Raw genomic sequence first — 18,921 nt, forward strand, 5'->3', positions numbered from 1 at the left:
CTCACTGCTTTTGGGTGGCATTGATGCGTGCCAGAGATGCTTTGGTAACCCGGTCAAGTACCACGGCCAGGATAACGATGCCGAGGCCGGCAACCAGGCCAACACCGAGCTCCAGATTACGGATACCGCGAAGTACCAGAACGCCCAGGCCAGGTGCCGACACTAGCGAGGCGATAACCACCATAGCGAGGCTCATCATTATGGTCTGGTTTACGCCAGCCATGATGTTAGGCAGAGCCAAAGGAATCTGAACCTTGTACAGCTTTTGCCGTGGTGTCATGCCAAAGGCATCGGCTGCTTCGATCACATCCTTGTCGACCAGCCGAATACCAAGATTGGTTAGCCGCACCACCGGCACAATGGCGTAGAGGATAATGGCGATACCGTAGAGTTTGGATTCGGTCACGCTGAACAGGAAGATCAGCGGGATCAGGTAGACGAACGGGGGCAAGGTTTGCAGCATATCCAGAACCGGAATCGTCAGTCGCTCCATGGTGTTGCTTCGGGACATGGCTATGCCTATGGGCACTCCAAACAGCACGCAAAGAAAGGCGCAGACGAAAATGATGGCCAGGGTCTGCATAGCGTATTCGTAGTAATCGATGAACGCCAAAAGACAGATGCTGACGCCCACAAAAAGCACCAGTTTCCAGGATTTTGTGACCAGAAAAACGACCGCCAGCATGATGGGAATAACGATCCACCAGGGCGTATTGAGCATGCCGTAGAGGGCACCGTCAAGCGCCCAGCTCAGGGGCTGGGTTAGCGGGTCAAGCACCAGGCTAAGGTTGTCTTTTACTGCGAGAAACCCCTCCTCAAGGCCTTTTGTAAGCTCCCTCGATTGAGGGAATGCGGCGCAGGAGTCATTGAGCGCATCCAATGATGGGAATGGTACGTCCCATAGCGATTCTGGCTCTGCATCTTTGCCCTTGGCCTTGGCGAGCAGATCAGCCATCGACATCGGGCCGTCTTCTTTACCTTTCGCGCACCAGTCTTTTAACCCAAGTGCTGAAAACAGGGAGTCGTAGGTTGCCATCTTCGTATAGCCTCTTCTGCGCATGGGGGAGTTATGCGCTACAAAATTCAATTGCTCTCACTGGAATAAGTGCCCGGACGCGGCATCCTTGCTAATGCCGCGTCCGGGTCTCGGGGCAGGCTACTCAGTTCGAAAGAATGGCCGCAAGCTTCTTGCGGGCTTCGTCGTTCAGCCAGGTGGACCACTCATCACGATTGTTACTAAGGAAGTACACCGCAGCTTCCTCTGCTGAAGCGTTATTGGTGTCCATCCAGGCAAGCAGTGAGCTCATGGTGTCCGTTTTGAACGTCATTTTACTCAACATCTCGGCTACTTCTGGCTCACGATCCCTGAAATCGGTGGTAACAGAGGTGTAAACAGGTGCTGCAGGGAACTCGGACACCTTGGGATTGTTTGCATCGGCCGTCTGATTCTTTTGGTGCACGTCTTTATTGTATTCGCCGAGTTCTACTCGGGTCATATCGAGCTTGCCAAGCGGCACCGTTGGGCCCCAATAGTAACCAAACCAGGGCTCGCCATCCTGAACGGCAGAGGCCATTGATGACGCCAGCGTTTCACCGGAACCGTGGTTGAACACTTTGATACCGGAATCCTCAAGGTCCAGAGCACGGATCAAGTTGTCGTTGACAATTCGACAGCCCCAGCCGTCGGTGCAGTTGTTGAAGCGTGAGCCGACCAGTTCAGGATTGGCCATAATGCCTTCGATGGTTTTCAGCTCAGGATGGGCATCGGCCAGGTATGTGGGAATCCACCAGCCTTCTACACCGCCGGGATCCAGTACTTTACCAAGCCGCTCGATCTTGCCTTCTTCTTCAAGGCGCAGGTAAGCCTCGCCTGCGGAGTTCAGCCACAGTTCAGTCACAATGTCCGGCTCGCCGTTTTCAGCAACCGATGTTACCGCCGGCACAGTGTCTGAAGGTACAACGGTTACATCGCAGCCATAACCCTGCTCCATGATGAACTTGGCTACGTTGGTGACCACTGTATTGGAGGCCCAGTTCATTTCGGTAATGGATACTTCGCCACAGTTGGCTTGTGCCATGGCAGGCACAGATAGTGCACATAGCAGTGCAGCAGACGTAAGCTTTCGCATAGTCACTTCTCCGTTTTAGGGTTGGTGAATTCTGGTATCAGTGGTTTTAATGGTTGTTCTATTACTGATATGGAGTAACCGGCAAAGGCTCTCTGGTTTGCAGTTTTCTGGCAGTGCTGGGAGTAAAACAAAGCGGCTCGTCTCGGTTATCACGTAGCTATAAGCATAAGGGTCCTGAGCTCAGTTACAAGGTTTTAACAAGAATATGGCACTTGTGAAGACGTATTTTGGTGGGGTGTGGCGTTTCTGGACAGTTGCTTGACGCAACCTTGTTTTCGGGCCAATCTCTCGATTGCTTGTAACCATGACCCATACTGATTTTTATGGAACGGAGCTGATAATAATGCAGATTTTCGAAACAAAAACCGCCCCGAATCCCCGCCGCGTGCGTATGTTTATGGCAGAGAAGGGGCTGCTTGAGAAAGCCGAATTCATCGAGATTGATTTGCTGAAGGGTGAAAACCGAACGCCAGAATATGCCGCACGCAACCCCATGAAGAAAGTGCCGGTGATGGAATTGGATGATGGCACCTGTATTGCCGAAACCATGGCCATTTGCCGTTATTTTGAAGAAAGTTACCCTGAGACCCCAACGCTTCTGGGGGACACAGCTCTCGAGAAGGCGCTCATAGAGCAGTGGGTAAGGTGGGTTGAGTTTTACTTCTTTATGCCTACAGGCATGTGCTTCCAACACACCAGTGGCTATTTCAAAGACAGAATGAACCCGATCAAGGAATGGGGTGAGGACTGCGGGAAGAGTGTTGGAAAATTCATGGCATTTCTGAACAACCACCTCGCGGACAAGGAATACCTCTGCTGCGACCGGTTAACCGCTGCTGATATCAACGCGTTCACTACGGTAGCCTTCGCCCGTGTGGTGAATATCCGCATCCTGCCGGAACACACGCACCTTCAGGCATGGTATGACCGCATCAAGGCTCGTCCGTCTGCGCAGGCTTGATATCGTCTGCGGTTACAGTCGGGTCCAAGCTGGGCGCAGCTTCCTGAAGCACGATGTCGCCAATGTTATGGCCGTAGCAATCGTTTACTACTTTGAGCCGGTCCAGATCGCCAAGGATAAGGCTATATGTGGCGCCGTAGCGCCGTGCTCTGGCGTGCTCCTGCTGCAGCAGCTGGAGCATGGTCCGTCGATTCAGTAGTCCGGTCAGTTGGTCGGTGGTTGCCTGTTCCCTGAGCGGTTGCCGGGCCAGAAACTCGTCTTTCCGGAGTTGCCTCAGCGCTTCACTGAGCACGAATCCAATAACCATCATAACCATCGGGTCGAACAAGAAAGGGAGCTCATAGGCCGTGCGCCATGGAGCCGGGACCTTTCTATACGGTGTTTTGGGGATTGAAATGTTCACCATGGTCTTTATCCGGCTGCCAGTAGTTTAGATCATCAGATAATACGAGGATCGACGCAATAGCCCTCGAGGGGTAATTATGTCGTAAAAGGAGACAGTATGAGTAGGGCATCTCTTAAATGTGTTCTGGATGCGATTGATGATGCAAATCGCGCAGACCCAAACGAGGAAGTTGTAGCAGGCGAATCCATACCACGGGAATATGCCTACAGTTTGCATATGACCCGCTGGTTGTATGAGCTGGAGCCAGACCCTTCAGAACGAATGCAGATAGCCTGCCGTGCCCAGCACCTCGAACGCTGGAAAATGCCGCGCAGTGATTACCCGGAGGGCCGGAAAGCTTACTACGAATGGCGTCAGGCCTGTGGGCGCATGCACGGGCGCAGGGCCGCTGAGATCATGGCTGAGTGTGGCTACCCCGAGAGCGAATGTGAGCGGGTTGAGGTGATTGTGACCAAGCGGGAGTTGCGTAAAGACGCAGACACACAACTGCTGGAAGACGTCGCCTGCATGGTGTTTCTCGAGAAGTATTTTGCCCAGTTCTATGCGGATAACGCGGAATATGATCGGGAAAAATGGCTCCGGATTGTGCGACGAACCTGGGGCAAAATGTCTCAACGCGCCCATGAGCGAGCGTTGGCACTGGCGGTGAACCTGCCGAGCCATCTGCAGGCGTTGTTACAGGAAGCATTGACCCCTGAGACAGGTGATTAAACACGACACTTGAGGCACCTTTATCCGGTGCGTATGATACTCATTATCATTTGATATCCGGTATCATTAAATGGCTGTGCCTGCCAATAACAACCCAAAAATCCTGATTGCCGAAAGTAACCTGGTCCTGAGGGACCAGTTGGCAAGCAAGCTGTCCTCCCGCGGGTATCGAGTACTACAAAGCCATGAAGGTGATCAGGCGTTGGTTGCCGCTCTGGCTCATCGGTTCGACTTAATCCTTCTTGACGTTCTTTTACCAAAGATGACGGGTTTCGAAGTGCTCAAAAGGCTTCGTAAAACCAGTCAAACCCCAATCATGATGCTGACTGCGTGCGATGCCGAGGATGAGCGCATTATGGGCTATAGGGAAGGCGCCGACGACTGTTTGCCCAAGCCTTTCAGCTTTACCGAATTGTTTCTGAGAATTGAGGCGCTGCTTCGGCGAACGCGAGGCGATACCGACCAAAGAGCTGAGCCATCAACATTGTTGATCGGTGAGCTGCAACTGGATCGGCAAAAACTACAGGTAAGCTTCCAGGGGAGGCTGGTGAGCCTGACCCCCATTCAGTTTCGTTTGCTCTGGATTCTGGTTCTGCATCAACGAGAGTCTCTGAGCAAGCCCTACCTGTACCAAGTGGTGCTCGAAAAAGAGTTCAATCGGTACGACCGCAGCCTGGACATGCATCTTAGCCGCATCCGCCGCAAGCTGGTTGCGGCGGGGGTGGCGAGTGACCGCCTGCAAACCGTACACGGCAAAGGTTACTGCTTTCTGTAAAGCGATGGATACGTGACAGAGCGAGAGCAGATGTAACAAATGTAAAACCGGTTTCCTTAGCGACACAAGTTATCGAGAATGCATGCCAAATACGAATCATTATCATGATGGAGTTTGGTCGCTATGGCAGTTTTTTACACAGTTGCACAACCGAAACACTTTCGCCGCAGTGCTCTTTGGTTGGCACTTGTAGCCAGCCCTGTTGTGTATGCTGAACCCGTTGCCCTGGATACGATTCAGGTAACAGCCGATCGCGAGGCAGAGACCGACGCCGACTCAGTGGTGGACTCTAAAAGTATTGAGCGTTTTCTCTCTGCTGACCTGGAAGATATCTTTGCTGGCGAGCCGGAAGTGAGTGTAGGCAGCTCTGTGGGCGTCGCCCAGAAAGTCTACGTTCGCGGTTTGGAAGATCCACTGCTGAACGTCAGCGTGGATGGTGCTACTCAGGCAGGCGTGCTGTTTCACCATACCGGCCGAATCGCGGTTGACCCGGATCTGCTGAAACGAGTGGAGGTGGATACCGGTGCGGGCAAAGCCACGGCGGGTGCCGGCGCTCTGGGTGGTGCAATCCGTTTTATTACCAAAGACCCGGAAGATCTCCTGCGTGAAGGTGAAGATGTCGGTGCTTTGGTCAAACTGGGATCCTTCTCCAACACCAAAGGCTACAGCGCCAGCACCACAATATTTGGACGCCTTAGCGATCAGTGGAGCACGCTGGTATCGGTAAATCAGAGCGATCATGAGCGTTATGAAGACGGTAACGGTGACGAGGTGCCCGGCACCGATGCCCGCCAACAAGTTGGTATGGCGAAACTGGTGGGGCACTTCGCCAATGGCCAGACACTGCGCCTGAGCCACGAAATACGCAATGATGAGGGTGAGCGCCCGCAGCGCCCCCAGTGGGTGGTCAGCAGCTTCAATAAACTCTACGACCTTGATGGCCGCAGGGATACGACCACACTTAATTACGATGTGGCGCCGGAAGGTAATCCCTGGCTGGACGCCGAGTTCACCTTGTATCAAACGGAATCAGAAGTAGAACAGAATGTAGAAGATCGCTGGGGGCGCTATTTCGGCTTCAGTCGCAGCATCGGTGGTGACGTGCGTAACACCAGTCGGCTGGGTGAGCACAGTGTGACCTACGGTGTCGATTACCGGGAAGACAAAGTGAATGCCGGTAATGCCGCTGACAAGCGAGCGGAAGAAGAAAGCGGCGATGTTCTCGGTATTTATCTACAAGCCGATGTGTGGCTCTCCCAGCAGCTCCTGTTAAGTACCGGTGCTCGCTACGACGATTACAGTCTGCGTGACAACAACGATCAGACCTTCAGCGAAGACGCTGTCAGTCCGAACGCAAGCCTGGCCTGGCATGCACTGGAAGGCCTGACCCTGAAAGCAGGATACGCCGAAGCCTTCCGTGGGCCCATGCCACACGATGCGTTCAAATTTGAAGGGGCGCAGAACGATCCGGATCTGAAAGGCGAAAAAGCCAAAAACACGGAAGTCGGTTTTGACTACGTGTATGAGAACTTCACTTTGTCCGCCGAGGTGTATCGCTCTGAAGTGAAAGACGCCATTGCAGATACTCTATTTGGCCCCGCGATATACCAGAACATTGGCGACCTGGAATCAGACGGCTATCGAATTTCAACCGGTTACCAGTGGAACGCCTTGAGTGCCGGCTTGAGTTTCCATAGCAACGACGCAGAAGTTGATGGCCAACCCTTGACAGTTTACGAGCATAACCTGCTGGGCAATACCATCGGTGACACCTGGGTGACCGACCTGGCTTACGTCTGGAGCCACAATTTGGAGTTTGGCTGGCAGGGCCAGTTCGTGCAGGGAATCGACGATCTGGAAACCACTGTGGGCACGATCGACAAGCCGGGTTACGGCGTGCACGACTTGTTTGTGAACTGGTTGCCAACGGGCAACGAAGACCTGCGCCTGACTCTGGCAGTCAAGAATGTTGGCGATAAGCAGTATCTGGATCATGCCAGCAATGCGGATTATCAGAGCATTGCGGGCTACGAAGGTGTTGTGGGCATGCCCGCACCCGGCCGGGATATTCGCCTTGGTTTGGCCATGCGTTTTTGAGGTCGCTGATGTTACGCACTCGATTCATAGCCGCCCTGGTGGGCGGCCTTTTCTGTTTTTGGGCTGATCTCTCTATGGCGGCCCGCACGGTTACCGATTTGGCAGGCCGTTCGGTTGAGTTGCCAAATGAGGTGAACCGGATTGTGCTGGGCGAAAGCCGCTATATTCCTGCTCTTGCCATTCTGGACGGAGAGGCGCTACCCGACCGCTTGGCCGGCATGCTGCCGGATTTCGAGATGACCGATCCGGGCGGCTACGCCCAGTACCTGAAAGCCTTCCCCGAACTGGCGGATGTGCCCCGGGTGGGGCACACCTCGGCCGACAGCTTCAGCCTGGAAAGCGTGCTTGGTCTGGGTGCCGATCTGGCTATCTTCAGCCTGGAGGGGCACGGCCCAGGGGCTCGGAACAAGATGTTGATTGATCAGCTGCAGCGAGCCGGTGTAGTTGTGGTGTTCATCGACTTCCGCCAGAACCCCTTGGTGAATACACCCAAAAGCATGGCGCTTCTGGGTGAGGTGCTCGGGCGACAACAGCAGGCGCAAACGTTCAACCGTTTTTACCGGCAGGCGCTGGCAAAGGTGACTGATGTGGTTGCCCAGATACCCGAAACCGACTGGCCCAAGGTGTTTCTGCACAGTCGATTGGGGCTGCACGACAGCTGCTGCGAAACCATGGTGGAAGGCATGATGGGGCATTTCCTCAAGGCTGCCGGCGCGCGCAACGTGGCGGAAGGTAAGGTGCCCGGTGTCAGCGGGGTGCTGAACTTGGAATACCTGATCAGCAACCCGCCGGACTACTATGTGGCGACCGCTATCGGCTCCCGCAAATACACCACCTCGGAATCCGACTACAGCTACGTGATGCTGGGCGCTGGTATCGATACGGCGACAGCCCGCGCCTCACTGGCACAAGCCACTGATCGACCCGGACTGCGAGCGGTAGAGCCCATCCGAGAAGGCCGCGCCATGGCCATCTGGCACCACTTTTACAATACCCCCATGAACGTGATCGCGGTGCAGGCACTGGCCGGCTGGCTTCACCCGGAAGCCTTTTCGGAACTGGACCCGGAGGCCACACTGGCGGAATTCTACCAGCGCTTTCAGCCGATCGAACTGGATGGTATCTACTGGGTTCGCGCCCGGGAGCCAGCTGAATGAGTTCAGTGTCTGCGGCGCAAACGACTAAATTGGGCGACTCTGCCCCTCGCACAACACTGGCAAGTGAATACCGGCGTTTTGTCTTGCGCCGTGTTGTGTGTCTGGTGGCTTTGGCAGTGGTGGCGGTGGTGGCCTTGCTGGTGGACATAGCCAGTGGGCCCTCCATGCTGGGCTTGGCCGATGTGGTTCATGGTTTGTTGAACCCTGAAAGCATCGACGCCGGCACCCGCGTCATCATTGAGGATATTCGTTTGCCTTATGCCTTGATGGCCGTGGTGGTAGGGGCTTGTTTAGGCCTCGCGGGGGCGGAGATGCAAACGGTGTTGAACAACCCGCTTGCCAGCCCCTTTACCCTGGGTGTGGGGGCGGCGGCTACGCTTGGTGCGTCGCTGGTGATTGCCTTTAATATTTCCTTTCTTGGGCTGGCGGCCCATATTTTGTTGCCGTTGTCGGCATTTGTGTTTGCGGCTGTGGCATCGCTGTTGATACTGATTCTGTCGCGCTCTCTGGGTGCTTCGGTACACGCAGTGGTGTTGTTCGGCATTGCTTTGCTATTCGGTATTAACGCTGTGGTGGGGTTGATCCAGTTTGTTGCAGATGCCGAATCGGTGCAGCAAATCGTGTTCTGGACCATGGGCAGCCTGGCTCGGGCGAGTCTCGATAAAGTCATGATCGTCGCCGCGGTGCTGGCGGTATGCCTGCCGTTTTCGCTGCGCAACGCCTGGGCCATGACGCTTCTGCGCAGTGGCGAAGAACAGGCGCGGAGCCTGGGCATTCGAGTGGAGCGACTGCGGCTGACGGTGTTGATGCGCGTCAGCCTGCTCACTGCGGCAGCCATGTGTTTTGTCGGGGAAATAGGGTTTATTGGCCTGGTGGCGCCCCACATTGCTCGCCTGATGCTGGGTGAAGATCATCGATTTTTGCTTCCAGGCAGTGCGCTGGCCGGGGCGGTGTTGCTGTCACTGTCATCCATTGCCAGTAAATTGCTGGTGCCGGGTGTGGTGTTGCCGGTGGGTATTGTCACCGCGCTGGTAGGGATTCCGCTGTTTATCCTGCTGATTATTGGCCGTAGCCGGAGGGTCGCACTGTGACCCTCAAGCTGGAATCCGTTACCGCAGGCTATCGAAACCGCGCCGTTTTCAGCAATCTGTCTCTGCCGGAAATACCTGCGGGTGCGTTGGTGGCCGTGATCGGGCCGAATGCGGTGGGTAAGTCGACATTGCTGAAGTCCATCGCGGGTTTGCTGCCCATCTCCGGCACCATGACCTTCGCCGGGGAAAATCTGGCGGGGCTCACATCCCATCAGCGTACCCGCCGTGTTGGCTACCTGCCTCAGCCGTTGCCGCAGGCCATTCCACTGGTGGCCTACGAAACCGTGTTCAGTGCCTGTCGCTCGGCCCGGGGCGACTGGTCCCGGGAAGAGACCGAACAGGCCATCGAAGAGGTGTTCGACACCCTGGGTATTCGGCAACTGGCCTTGCGGCGCCTGTCAGAGATGTCCGGAGGCCAGCGGCAAATGGTGGGATTGGCGCAGGTATTGGTGCGCCAGACACCCTTGATGCTGCTGGACGAACCCACCAGTGCGCTGGATCTGCACTGGCAATTGAACGTGCTGAACGCCGTGCGCGATGCCACCAATCAAGAACGTTCGGTGGCGTTGGTGGCGTGCCACGACCTTAACCTGGCGTTGCGTTATTGCGATCAGGTGCTGGTGATATCGCCCGGCGGTCAGGCTGAACTCGGCACGCCGGAACAGGTGTTAACGCCAGACTTGCTGGCACGTACCTACGGCATTGAAGCCCGTATTGAACGCTGCTCGCAGGGCCAACCCATTGTGCTGGCGGACCGCCCCTTGCCCGCCAGTGTTCGCTGAACCCAAGGAGATTGTTATGCCGTTTATGAGTGCTCACGTATCCACCGAAAATCCCAGCCGTATGATTAACCGCTTGTGCAAACATTTCAGTCACAAGATCGAAGCCGAGTGGAGCGAAACCAACGGGTTGCTCACCTTCTCCATCGGAGAGTGTCGGTTGAACACCCTAAACGGGGCGCTGGCGCTTGAATGCCAATCCCCGACGGTAGAAGAATTAGAAGAGCTGGGGCAGGTAGTGGCGTCCCACCTCATCCGTTTTGCCGGCGATGAGGTGGCCGAGGTTCAGTGGAACCCCGCGACCGCTTGAGGCTGAGGGCATTGCTCCGCCAGCACCTTGCGTAGCTGGCGGAGATCGCTGTTCAGTACCCGGTAGCTGTCTGCACCGAACCATTCCAGAGACACGTCCATGGCGATGCCTTCCGATTGCCAAGCCCCCAGCTCCGCCAGTATGGGCCGATAGTCACACGCTCCCTCCAGGACCGGCACCATACCCTCACGGGTACCCGCCGGTGAATACACGTTGGCGGGAGCAAACACACCAAGCTGGCTGTGTTGTTGAATATTTTTGAAGTGACAATGGTGTACCCAAGGTTCCAGCTGCTTCAGGGCAACCAAAGGGTTCGCACCGGATTCCCAAACGTGCAGCACGTCAAAATTAATTCCCAGGGCCGGGTGGTCAATGTCGCTCAACAGTTCGAGGGTAGAGCCCACGGTGTCTGCCAATGTGCCCGGGTGAGTTTCCAGCATCAGCGACAAGCCTTCATCGGCCACGCATCGGGTCAGAGTTTTTAACCGCCGGGTCATAGCTTGGCGCTGGCTGGGCGAAACCTCGTCGCTGCCCAATGGTCCCGCAAAGGTGCGCACCTTGTTTGCGTGCCAACGCTTTGCCAATCGACAGGCCTCGCGGGTTTTGCGAAGCGCTTCCGCCTCACTGCCATCCAGCGGCAGGTAATCGCTGACCATGGGAATGCGCAACCCTTGGCGTTCTATCCAGTGGCCATCCAAGGCGGGCTGTCGGTCCAGATGGCGCGCGTGCACGGCCCAGAGTTCTATGCCGTCGAAGTCGTTGCGTTTGGCCCAGTCGGCCAGCTCCGGTAACGACACCAGATGGTGCCGGAACGAAATGGTACACAGGTGAAAACGAATCATCACAGCACCTCCAGAGGGGCTTGTTCGGTATCGGTTCGTGGCACACCGATGTTGCGGTAACGCTGCCAGTCATCGAACAACCCCAGCAGGCTGGCTTTGATGGCGAATTCCCGCTGGTCTTGTTCATCCAGCAACTGCTCAACGCTGGCCAGCAGGTCGTTATTGCCGGACATCACCAGCTTCAAGGCGCGGAACTGGATCTGAGTGTAGGTTTTCACCAAGCGTTCGATGTCTTCACACACCGCTTCAAACCAGGGCGCGCCTTCCGCTTGCTTACCCTGATCTTCGAGCAGCCAGGCGAAGGCGTGTTCATAGGCGTACTTGCGAATCGCCATCACCGGAATTTCCCGGAAAGCATGGGGAAGGTTTGCCAGTGGCTGGCTGGCGTCCGGCCCGGTGTGAGCGTGAAGGATGCGCCGCAGAGCATCGGTGAACGGGTTGTGGTTGGCCTTCATGCATTGCGCGAAGTAAGCGGCAACGGTTTCTGTTGGCGTGTGGCGTATGTTCAAACCATCAAAATAGAAGCCACCGGCGGCGGCCGGAGAACGCACTGATTCCAGAATTCGGGTTTTTGGCAATACCCCTTCCCAACGGAAATCCGGGTCAGACATGAACCATTCATCGGGGTTGTCGGTGGTTTCCAGCATCACGTAGTGCGGAAACGGATTCTGGTGAAACTTGTTTTCCCGCTCGGGCAGCCGGTACAAATCGAGCATCACCATCACCTGCCGATCTGAGGGCCGGTTTTCCACCAGCGACACCAGCGTTTGAATGTTGGTTTCTTTGTCGGCCTCATGGTTGTACCAAGGCTCAATGCTGATGCCGTACAACAGCTTGTACCAATCTCGGAATTCGTTATGGCGGGTGTGGGGCGAGTGGTACGACAGCTCCATGGCATCATTCACCGAAAAATCGGCATCCCAAACGCCGAAGTAAAACGGGCGGTGGTCTACACCGGGCGTGCGTTTGATGATTTCGCACACGCAACTGACAAAACAGTGCACCTTGATCACAGCGACGGCTCCTTGTGGTCGTTAGCAACCAGCAGCCCGGCTAGGTCATCCACGGTTTCCAGTTGGTGGGTCAGTAAGGTTTCCTCCGGCAGGTTGAGGCCGTGTTCCAGCTCAAGATGCACGATTAGCTGCAGCAGCATGATGGAATCAATGGCCAAGTCGGCGTTTAGCCGGGCACTGCCCGCGAAGGCAGACAGTCGCGCGTTGGGCAAATGCTGCCGGAGAACGGCCTCGATGGCAGCGTGGCGGTTGGTGCTCATGCGGGCACCTCCGCAGCAAGGGTATTGGCGGGTGCTTCGCTCAGCAGCCGGCGGCTGACCTTGCCGTTGGGCAAGCGCGGAATGGTTTCCACTTGCTCGATGACGGCGGGTACCTGATGGGGCGACAAGTGTTCACGGCTCCATTGTTTGAGCTGATCAATGTCCAGTTCGGAATCCGCCACAAAACGCAGGCACACCCGTTCGCCAGCAAAGCTGTCGGCTTGCTTGTACGCCACTGCTTCGCGTATGCCCGGATAGTTCAAATACACGTCTTCCACCGCGCCGGGGTACACGTTGATGCCTGCCACGTTAATGGTGTCGTCGGTGCGCGCCAGAAAATGCAATTGGCCGTGGGCATCGAAATAGCCCAGATCCCGGGTATTAATCAGTTGGCCACTGCCCTTGATGGTAATCAGCACGTCGTCAGGCTGCTCTGCGGAGGTGCCCGCATCCAGTGAGACATGGGGCAGGGGCGTGCCCAGCAAGCCGGGCACGGTCACGTTCGCCGTGAGCGCAGCACAACCGGCCTCTGAGCAACCGTATTGCTGGCACAGCCGTTGGCAGCGGTCCCGAAGCTGATTTAATACTGGGGCGGGCAAAGGCGCGCCGGACAGCATTACGGTATGCAGCGTCTCGCTTGGCGGCAATATCCGGATCAACAAACTGACCAGTGTGGGGGAGGCATAAAGCAGATGTTCCGGCACTGAGCGCAGCCGGGACAAAATGAACCGGGGGTTCAGGTTGGTCACCACATGGGGTGTGGCGCCCCGTTCCAATGCCGCCAACACGCCACAGATTAAACCGTAAGAATGGGTGACCGGGCACGCCACTACGGGCGTGAGTGACTGGGCTTCGGTGAAGTGGTCAACGTAGGCGGTAAGCTCTCGGTCAATATCGCGCCAGGAGCGGGTAATGGTCTTGGGTTTGCCGGTAGTACCAGAGCTGAGTTGAATCAACTCGCCGCCGTTGCTCTGGCTCGGATTAGCCGATGCGCCGAGAGCCTTCGGGGCGGCATCGCGCAGGTTGTCACCGAACAGAAAATGGCTGCAGCCGGTGTCGATTGCCAATGATTTTGCCGCTTGTCGGGGCGTGCCGGGATGAATGGGCAGCACACTGGCCCCCAGTGGTTTCAGCCAAAGGCACAGGGCCAGCCAGTGGGCGGTGTCTTGCAAGCACACTGCCAGGCGGCAGCTGGCCGGATTCTGGAATGGCCCCGAGTCGACCAGTGGCGCCACAATGCGGTCACAATCGTCTTGGCTGTATGGGGTGTTATCAACGTAAAACAAAGTGTTGGTCACGATAGCCTCGCTTGCTGGTGATCTGTGAAAGGCGTGGGGGAGCCGGTCAGGGTGATGGCCAAGGGGTTGGGTACCCAATGGCTCAGGTTGCCGGTGTTCGGCTGCAGCTTTCGGGTTAATAACGATTCGGTTTTCAGTCTCGGCTGGTCCCAGCCAAGCTGCGCCAGTCGGCGCTGAAGCTCCGGGTGTTGTTGGGCGTATTGGTCCAGCAGCCTGCGCACCTGCGCCCAGAACCGGGTTTCTGCAAACCCGTAGGCGTCTTCGAGCAGCAGGGCCAATTCACTGAGGTTGTAGATGAACAGGGTGTCCACAGCCAGCTCCCTCAGGGCTTCGGGGCCGGTCATCCGGTAATACAGATCATCCGGTGCTTGGTCGTAACCGGCTTGGCGTTCGCCTAGATCCGGCTCTGGTGTGGTGGGTGCGAGGTAGCTCCGGGCGTACTCCACACTGTCGTGGAAATCCCGCAACAAGAGCCCGTTGGGCCAGCCTTCACGCATCACTAGCAGACTGTTTTGGGCGTGGGCCTCCAGGCCAACGCCGTGGGCGGCCAGCATGTGCCAGACCGGCAGCACCAGAGCCGATAGTGTGGCGTTCAGCCAAGGTTCAAGGCCGTACTGCTGTACCCAAGGCTGGATGAACGGCTGACCATCAGGTTGCCATTGAAACAGCGCATTCACCGGCACCGCTTGTTCGCCCTCGTTTAGCCGGGCGTCCAGACTGGTGCGCCAGATGGCGGCCAGCTCTCCTTCAAGCGGATGTTGCCCGGGAAGGGAGCCAGGTTGTGCGATGAAGCTCAGGCTGGCGTACTCTGGCAGAAGCCGCAGGGGATAATCCCGAGACAGCCGGGGGTCTGATTCAACAATTGCTTCCAGCCATTGGCTGATGGCGGGTGCCGATGGCACCGAATGAGGCTCCAGATGCCGGCGGGATGAGGTGTTATGTATGCCCAGCGGCAGCTTGATGCAAGCCTTGGCGAGATGAGTCAGGTTAAACAGCGAGCGCAGGGATTGGCTTGGCAGATAACGATCGCCCAGCGGCCCGAGACCGCGGATGTCAAAAGCCTCAAGCTGCTTGGCCCCGGCGCCCGAGCTGAGGTTTTGCCATTGCCAGGGATGAACCGGCACCGCACCATAGTCTTGCCAGTCAATGCCCGCTCGATGAAAGGACGCGCGCAGCAAAAAGGCCATTTCCTCGCCCAGTTCCGCCTGCCAGAAGGTCAGGTCTGAAGTGTGTAGCTGGCTGACCAGATGCTTGCGGGGTACGGCCACCCAGTGTAACCGAAAGCCGGTGCTTGTTTCCGGGCTGTAGCGCATCAGATCGTCCGCCCCGAACCCCAGCCGGCTTTTGAAACAAGGGTGGTAGGGGTGCCCCTCGTGAATGGCCCGGTCCAGAGCTTCGCCGTGCAGGGTGCGCCGATCGTTTAACGTGCGGGTTTGATGGCTGGTTCGTAGTTGCTCCTCGTTGGCGATGGTCGCGTTCAGTTCTTTTAGTAGCAACTGGTGTTGCGAACGGGAGCCGGGTAGCTCCTGAATAAGATCAGGCAATTCCACCGTCACCGGACGTTGCTTACGGCTGAAACTCAGGGATTTGATGTCGAGGCGAACGCGACTGAACCCCCGTACCCGGCCTCGGCAGCGGGCCAGCAAAGTGCCCACCGGAAAGTTCAGCCGCTGCCAGCCCTCGCTGCGGAAATCGGTGTTGCAGCAGGGAGTAATGCCTTCAAACAGCAAGGCTTCCAACAACTGCCGAAGCACCCGTTGCCTGGGTGATTCCGAACGCACAGGTGTCAGGGCCGCCTCGGCAACCGGGTTACGCAGCGCCATGGTGCACCTCAACAGATCGCTTGCGATGTTCGCTGGGAGATGCGGCTTGGGCGCGACGGCACAGCGGGTTGGGAATGCTGGTATACACGGCCATTTCCAATTTGGCATTCAGCTCATCAACATCGTGCACGCGGGTCAGCAGGTTGCCTTTGTAGGGTAGGCAGCTGGCTTCGAGCAGCATGGCCACCAAGGGGCGCGCCGGGCCATCAAGCCGCAAAAGTTCTGACTGCAGGAAACCGCGCAACTGCCGCAGCAGCGCCGCCTCAGAAATCAGCCCATCCACACCAAAGCGTGCGATCACCGAAAACAGCTGATTCACGATCAAGTAGTAGCAAAAGCGGTCGCGAATCATCGCGTCCCGATAGAAGAGTTCCGGGGTTTGGCTAACATCCGGGCAAAGAGCGGTCAGTGATTCGCGACGGCTTTCCGACAGGTAGTAACCTTGGTTATCCCGGTAATAATAGGTGTCCGGGTAACCGCCCCGTAGGTCAAGAAGGCTGTTCTGTTGGTGGGCTTCCAGCGCGATACCGTGCTCGTCATAGAGCCGAAGAGCGGGTGCGATGGCGCAGGAGAAGTAATGCTGGAACCAGTCCTGACTGACCGACGCCAGGCTTCGGTTTTCATTCAGTGCCAGGCCTTCGATCAGGCTTAACAATCGGGAATTGCGCCCCGGTAGCGGGTCTTGCGTCAGGGCCGCAATGCTGATCACATCCTGGTTCTGCCCCTCAATGAACGGGTTTTCCCGGAAAATCACTTCAAACCCGCTTTCGGCCTGCCCGGGGAGGCCTACCGTTAAGTAGGCTGGGTCTTGCAGGATACGGAACCCAGGCTCGCTTTCGGCAAAACCGGTTTGTGCCAGCAGCCGTGCCATCACTACGCCAGCGCGAAGTTCGGGAACCTTGTTAACCCGCAAGGAGTTGGTCACTTTGACCGGAATGGAGAACTTCAGCATCCAGTCCGTTTGCTCGCTGTACAAGGTCCGCACGGAAGACGTTGCAGAGAATTCCGGCCCCAGCGCCCCTAGAGGGAAAATTACACCAGCTTGAATGGCGGCTTGGACAGCGGGCTGTAGCAATAACCACTGGGCTTGCAGCGGGTGGGCGGGTATCAGAATGTGGTCGTCGGGCAGGTTCAGAGTGGGGTGGCCGCCGTTAATCAGCATCTCAGCCATCGCGCTGGCTGGCACAGCGGCTGCGGAATCTTCTACCACGTAAGATTTTTGAGCCATGAAGTAATGCAGCTGAAACTGGTCCGCCAATTCCGGGGCGTAAGCGTCTTGCTGCCATTCCGACATGCCTTGTCGGCTTTTTGGGGTGGGATGGCTGGCGTGGCCGAACAGCAGGGATTGCTCGGTCTCAAGAAAACGGTTCAGGTAAAGGCGCGGGTCGTGCCGGCGTTTGGCAATATAGCGGGTCATCACGCCGTAGCTGTCGGTCAGCCGGTGCAGTAGCTCCAGTTCCCGCAGTTTGCGGAGCTCTGGCACCATGCCCGCCGAACGAGCGTAGAGCTCCCGTACTAGCAAGCACATGGCCTGAAAAGGCTCAATCTCGGCCCAGCAATAACGACCGTTCAGCCACTGGTGCACTTTGCCGTAGCGGTGGCGGCCCAGGTTGGAATGGTAAAGGATGTCGATGGCGAGGCGGGAGCGCTGGGTTTCAAGCGACAGCTCGCAAGTCCATTTACCAGATGGGCGCGTTGAAACTGTATTTTCCCGCCACTGGCCGGGGTCTATCTCTTGCAGATAGCCATGAAGAAAAGCCTGCAAGCTGGCTTGTTCGGCAATCGCGCGGGCGGACGGTCCCATGTCGACACTCCAAAGTCAGAATTTAGAGTAAATCTAAATGAGAATTATGCGCAATTGAAACTTATTTACATCTTTTACATTTGGTATCAGGCCGTGGGTGACATGATCAAACGTTGAGGTCGAAAACGAACAAACAGCGCCAACGCCAGGCCAAAGGTCAGCCATTCCGCCATCGGCAGCGCCAACAGCAGCGGCCAGTCTGGCGCAAAGCGGGCGATGCCCACCAGTAACAAAGCCGGTAGAACCAGGCTACGGGAGAAGGCCACCACCGCGGAGGGCAGGGGTTGGTGGGTGGCGGTGAGATACACTGATAGCAATACATTGATGCCGTTCACCAGGAACAGCGGCCAGAGGATGACCAGGTACTGATCGGCCAGCTGCGCCGTGGCAGGGTCTGCGGCGGTGTCGAGGAACAGGCGAACGACATCATTGCCGAATAGCCAGATAGTGCCCACCAGTGCCAGGGCCAGAGTTATAATTACCGTGGCACCGCAGCCCATGAACCGGCGGATGCGCTCGGCGTTGCCGGCCCCCAGATTGTGGCTGATCAACACGTGCATGGCGTCTGAAATGCCGTAAAACATCATCAAGCTGAGGAATATCAGGTAATTCACCACGGTGAACGCGGCTACACCGGCCAGCCCCTGCGAACTCATCAGCAGCCAGTTTATCAACAACATCACCAGCCCGACCGACATCTCGTTGATCCACTCTGATACGCCATTGGCGAAGGCTTTGATCACTTCGCGCCAGTTCTGTTGCCGCAACCGGAACGTCAGTTTGCGCGCGGGCTTGGCAAAGTACAGCGCCAACACTGAGAGCTGCAGCACCTGAGCTATGCCGGTGGCGATGGCTGCGCCGCGCAGGCCGTAATCGAGATATCCCACCAGCAACGCATCCAGTGCGATGTTGGCAGCCGCACCCAGCACCAGAGCCGTGGTGGCCAGCCCTGGAAAACCGTCTACCCGCACAAAGTAATACAGCACCATGGTGACCAGCTGCAGCACCATCACCCAGATGATCACCAGATAGTACTCGGACATCAGCGAGAAGATGTTGGGTGAAGCCCCGAGCAATCGATAAATGGGTTCGTGGAACAGCAGCCCGACGAGTGCGCCGGTTAAAGCCAGCGCCAGAGTTACCGTTATACATTTGCTGAAGATAGCAGACGCGGCAGCCCGGTTCCCTTCACCCAGATAACGACCGGCCCGCACAGTGCCGCCAATGGCCAGCGCCAATGCCAGCCCGAACATTAACGTAAACCAGGGAATTTGCAGGTTTAGCGCCGCGAGCGCGTCAGCACCGGCAAAGTTGCCGATGAAAATGCCATCCACGATGCTGGCGGTGGTCAGCGCAAGCAATCCGGCCACTGAGGGTAGGGCATAGCGGAAAAAGGCCGGCCAATAGGGGCCGGCCAGGATCGGATCGTTGGCTTGGTCGCCGGAGTGGGTCATGGGGTTGCCGT

The 18,921-nt window shown here is 56.9% G+C and carries 18 protein-coding genes; 8 read left to right on the forward strand and 10 right to left on the reverse strand.

The window, feature by feature from the left end:
- Position 1: 1 nt before the first annotated feature.
- Together Q0824_RS15030 and Q0824_RS15035 are read right to left on the reverse strand one after the other, a co-directional pair.
- The gene (locus Q0824_RS15030) at positions 2-1,036 is read right to left on the reverse strand and encodes an ABC transporter permease subunit (protein WP_298452445.1); all 1,035 of its coding nucleotides are present in this window, start codon (positions 1,034-1,036) and stop codon (positions 2-4) included.
- A gap of 124 nt (positions 1,037-1,160) precedes the next feature.
- Positions 1,161-2,129 carry an ABC transporter substrate-binding protein gene (locus tag Q0824_RS15035; protein WP_298452447.1) on the reverse strand — a complete coding sequence of 323 codons (969 nt, stop codon included), beginning with the start codon at positions 2,127-2,129 and terminating at the stop codon, positions 1,161-1,163.
- Positions 2,130-2,472: 343 nt separating this feature from the next.
- Between Q0824_RS15035 and Q0824_RS15040 the strand changes: the two genes are divergently transcribed.
- Entirely contained in the window at positions 2,473-3,090 is a 618-nt protein-coding gene (locus Q0824_RS15040; RefSeq protein WP_298452450.1) for a glutathione S-transferase family protein, read from the forward strand.
- On the opposite strand, the gene Q0824_RS15045 is transcribed toward Q0824_RS15040, so the two are convergent.
- Positions 3,062-3,496, reverse strand: a complete 435-nt coding sequence (locus Q0824_RS15045) for a diguanylate cyclase (RefSeq protein WP_298452452.1) — start codon at positions 3,494-3,496, stop codon at positions 3,062-3,064. The genes Q0824_RS15040 and Q0824_RS15045 overlap by 29 nt on opposite strands.
- Before the next feature lie 96 nt (positions 3,497-3,592).
- On the opposite strand from Q0824_RS15045, the gene Q0824_RS15050 reads away from it, so the two are divergent.
- The 7 genes from Q0824_RS15050 (at position 3,593) to Q0824_RS15080 (ending at position 10,416) form a co-directional block, all read left to right on the forward strand.
- Positions 3,593-4,207: a DUF4202 domain-containing protein gene (locus Q0824_RS15050; RefSeq protein ID WP_298452454.1), complete on the forward strand. Its 615-nt coding sequence runs from the start codon at positions 3,593-3,595 to the stop codon at positions 4,205-4,207.
- A gap of 70 nt (positions 4,208-4,277) precedes the next feature.
- On the forward strand, positions 4,278-4,982 hold the full coding sequence (locus tag Q0824_RS15055; protein WP_298452457.1) for a response regulator transcription factor: 705 nt from the start codon (positions 4,278-4,280) through the stop codon (positions 4,980-4,982).
- 123 nt (positions 4,983-5,105) lie between these two features.
- On the forward strand, positions 5,106-7,079 hold the full coding sequence (locus Q0824_RS15060; RefSeq protein WP_298452459.1) for a TonB-dependent receptor: 1,974 nt from the start codon (positions 5,106-5,108) through the stop codon (positions 7,077-7,079).
- 8 nt (positions 7,080-7,087) lie between these two features.
- On the forward strand, positions 7,088-8,236 hold the full coding sequence (locus tag Q0824_RS15065; RefSeq protein ID WP_298452462.1) for an ABC transporter substrate-binding protein: 1,149 nt from the start codon (positions 7,088-7,090) through the stop codon (positions 8,234-8,236).
- Complete coding sequence (locus tag Q0824_RS15070) at positions 8,233-9,327, forward strand: iron ABC transporter permease (protein WP_298452464.1); 1,095 nt, start codon at positions 8,233-8,235, stop codon at positions 9,325-9,327. The genes Q0824_RS15065 and Q0824_RS15070 overlap by 4 nt, the downstream gene beginning before the upstream one ends.
- Positions 9,324-10,109 (forward strand): ABC transporter ATP-binding protein, encoded by a 786-nt coding sequence (locus Q0824_RS15075; protein ID WP_298452466.1) that lies wholly within the window; start codon positions 9,324-9,326, stop codon positions 10,107-10,109. The genes Q0824_RS15070 and Q0824_RS15075 overlap by 4 nt, the downstream gene beginning before the upstream one ends.
- A 16-nt stretch (positions 10,110-10,125) precedes the next feature.
- Positions 10,126-10,416, forward strand: coding sequence for a DUF2218 domain-containing protein (locus Q0824_RS15080; RefSeq protein ID WP_298452468.1), 291 nt, complete (start codon positions 10,126-10,128; stop codon positions 10,414-10,416).
- Here the strand turns inward: Q0824_RS15080 and Q0824_RS15085 are convergent.
- From Q0824_RS15085 to Q0824_RS15115, 7 genes are all read right to left on the reverse strand, one after another.
- Entirely contained in the window at positions 10,392-11,258 is an 867-nt protein-coding gene (locus tag Q0824_RS15085) for a sugar phosphate isomerase/epimerase (RefSeq protein WP_298452470.1), read from the reverse strand. The two genes, Q0824_RS15080 and Q0824_RS15085, sit on opposite strands and share 25 nt — an antisense overlap.
- Positions 11,258-12,271, reverse strand: coding sequence for a DUF6005 family protein (locus tag Q0824_RS15090; RefSeq protein WP_298452472.1), 1,014 nt, complete (start codon positions 12,269-12,271; stop codon positions 11,258-11,260). The genes Q0824_RS15085 and Q0824_RS15090 overlap by 1 nt, the downstream gene beginning before the upstream one ends.
- Entirely contained in the window at positions 12,268-12,531 is a 264-nt protein-coding gene (locus Q0824_RS15095) for a phosphopantetheine-binding protein (RefSeq protein WP_298452474.1), read from the reverse strand. The genes Q0824_RS15090 and Q0824_RS15095 overlap by 4 nt, the downstream gene beginning before the upstream one ends.
- Positions 12,528-13,829 (reverse strand): AMP-binding protein, encoded by a 1,302-nt coding sequence (locus Q0824_RS15100; protein WP_298452476.1) that lies wholly within the window; start codon positions 13,827-13,829, stop codon positions 12,528-12,530. Before Q0824_RS15100 ends, Q0824_RS15095 begins: the two co-directional genes overlap by 4 nt.
- Positions 13,826-15,652 (reverse strand): IucA/IucC family protein, encoded by a 1,827-nt coding sequence (locus Q0824_RS15105; RefSeq protein WP_298452478.1) that lies wholly within the window; start codon positions 15,650-15,652, stop codon positions 13,826-13,828. The genes Q0824_RS15100 and Q0824_RS15105 overlap by 4 nt, the downstream gene beginning before the upstream one ends.
- On the reverse strand, positions 15,639-17,456 hold the full coding sequence (locus Q0824_RS15110) for an IucA/IucC family protein (protein WP_298452481.1): 1,818 nt from the start codon (positions 17,454-17,456) through the stop codon (positions 15,639-15,641). Before Q0824_RS15110 ends, Q0824_RS15105 begins: the two co-directional genes overlap by 14 nt.
- Before the next feature lie 86 nt (positions 17,457-17,542).
- Entirely contained in the window at positions 17,543-18,910 is a 1,368-nt protein-coding gene (locus Q0824_RS15115; RefSeq protein WP_298452485.1) for an MATE family efflux transporter, read from the reverse strand.
- Positions 18,911-18,921: the final 11 nt, after the last annotated feature.

This window comes from uncultured Marinobacter sp., from assembly GCF_947488835.1.
In the GTDB taxonomy this organism is placed as follows: domain Bacteria; phylum Pseudomonadota; class Gammaproteobacteria; order Pseudomonadales; family Oleiphilaceae; genus Marinobacter.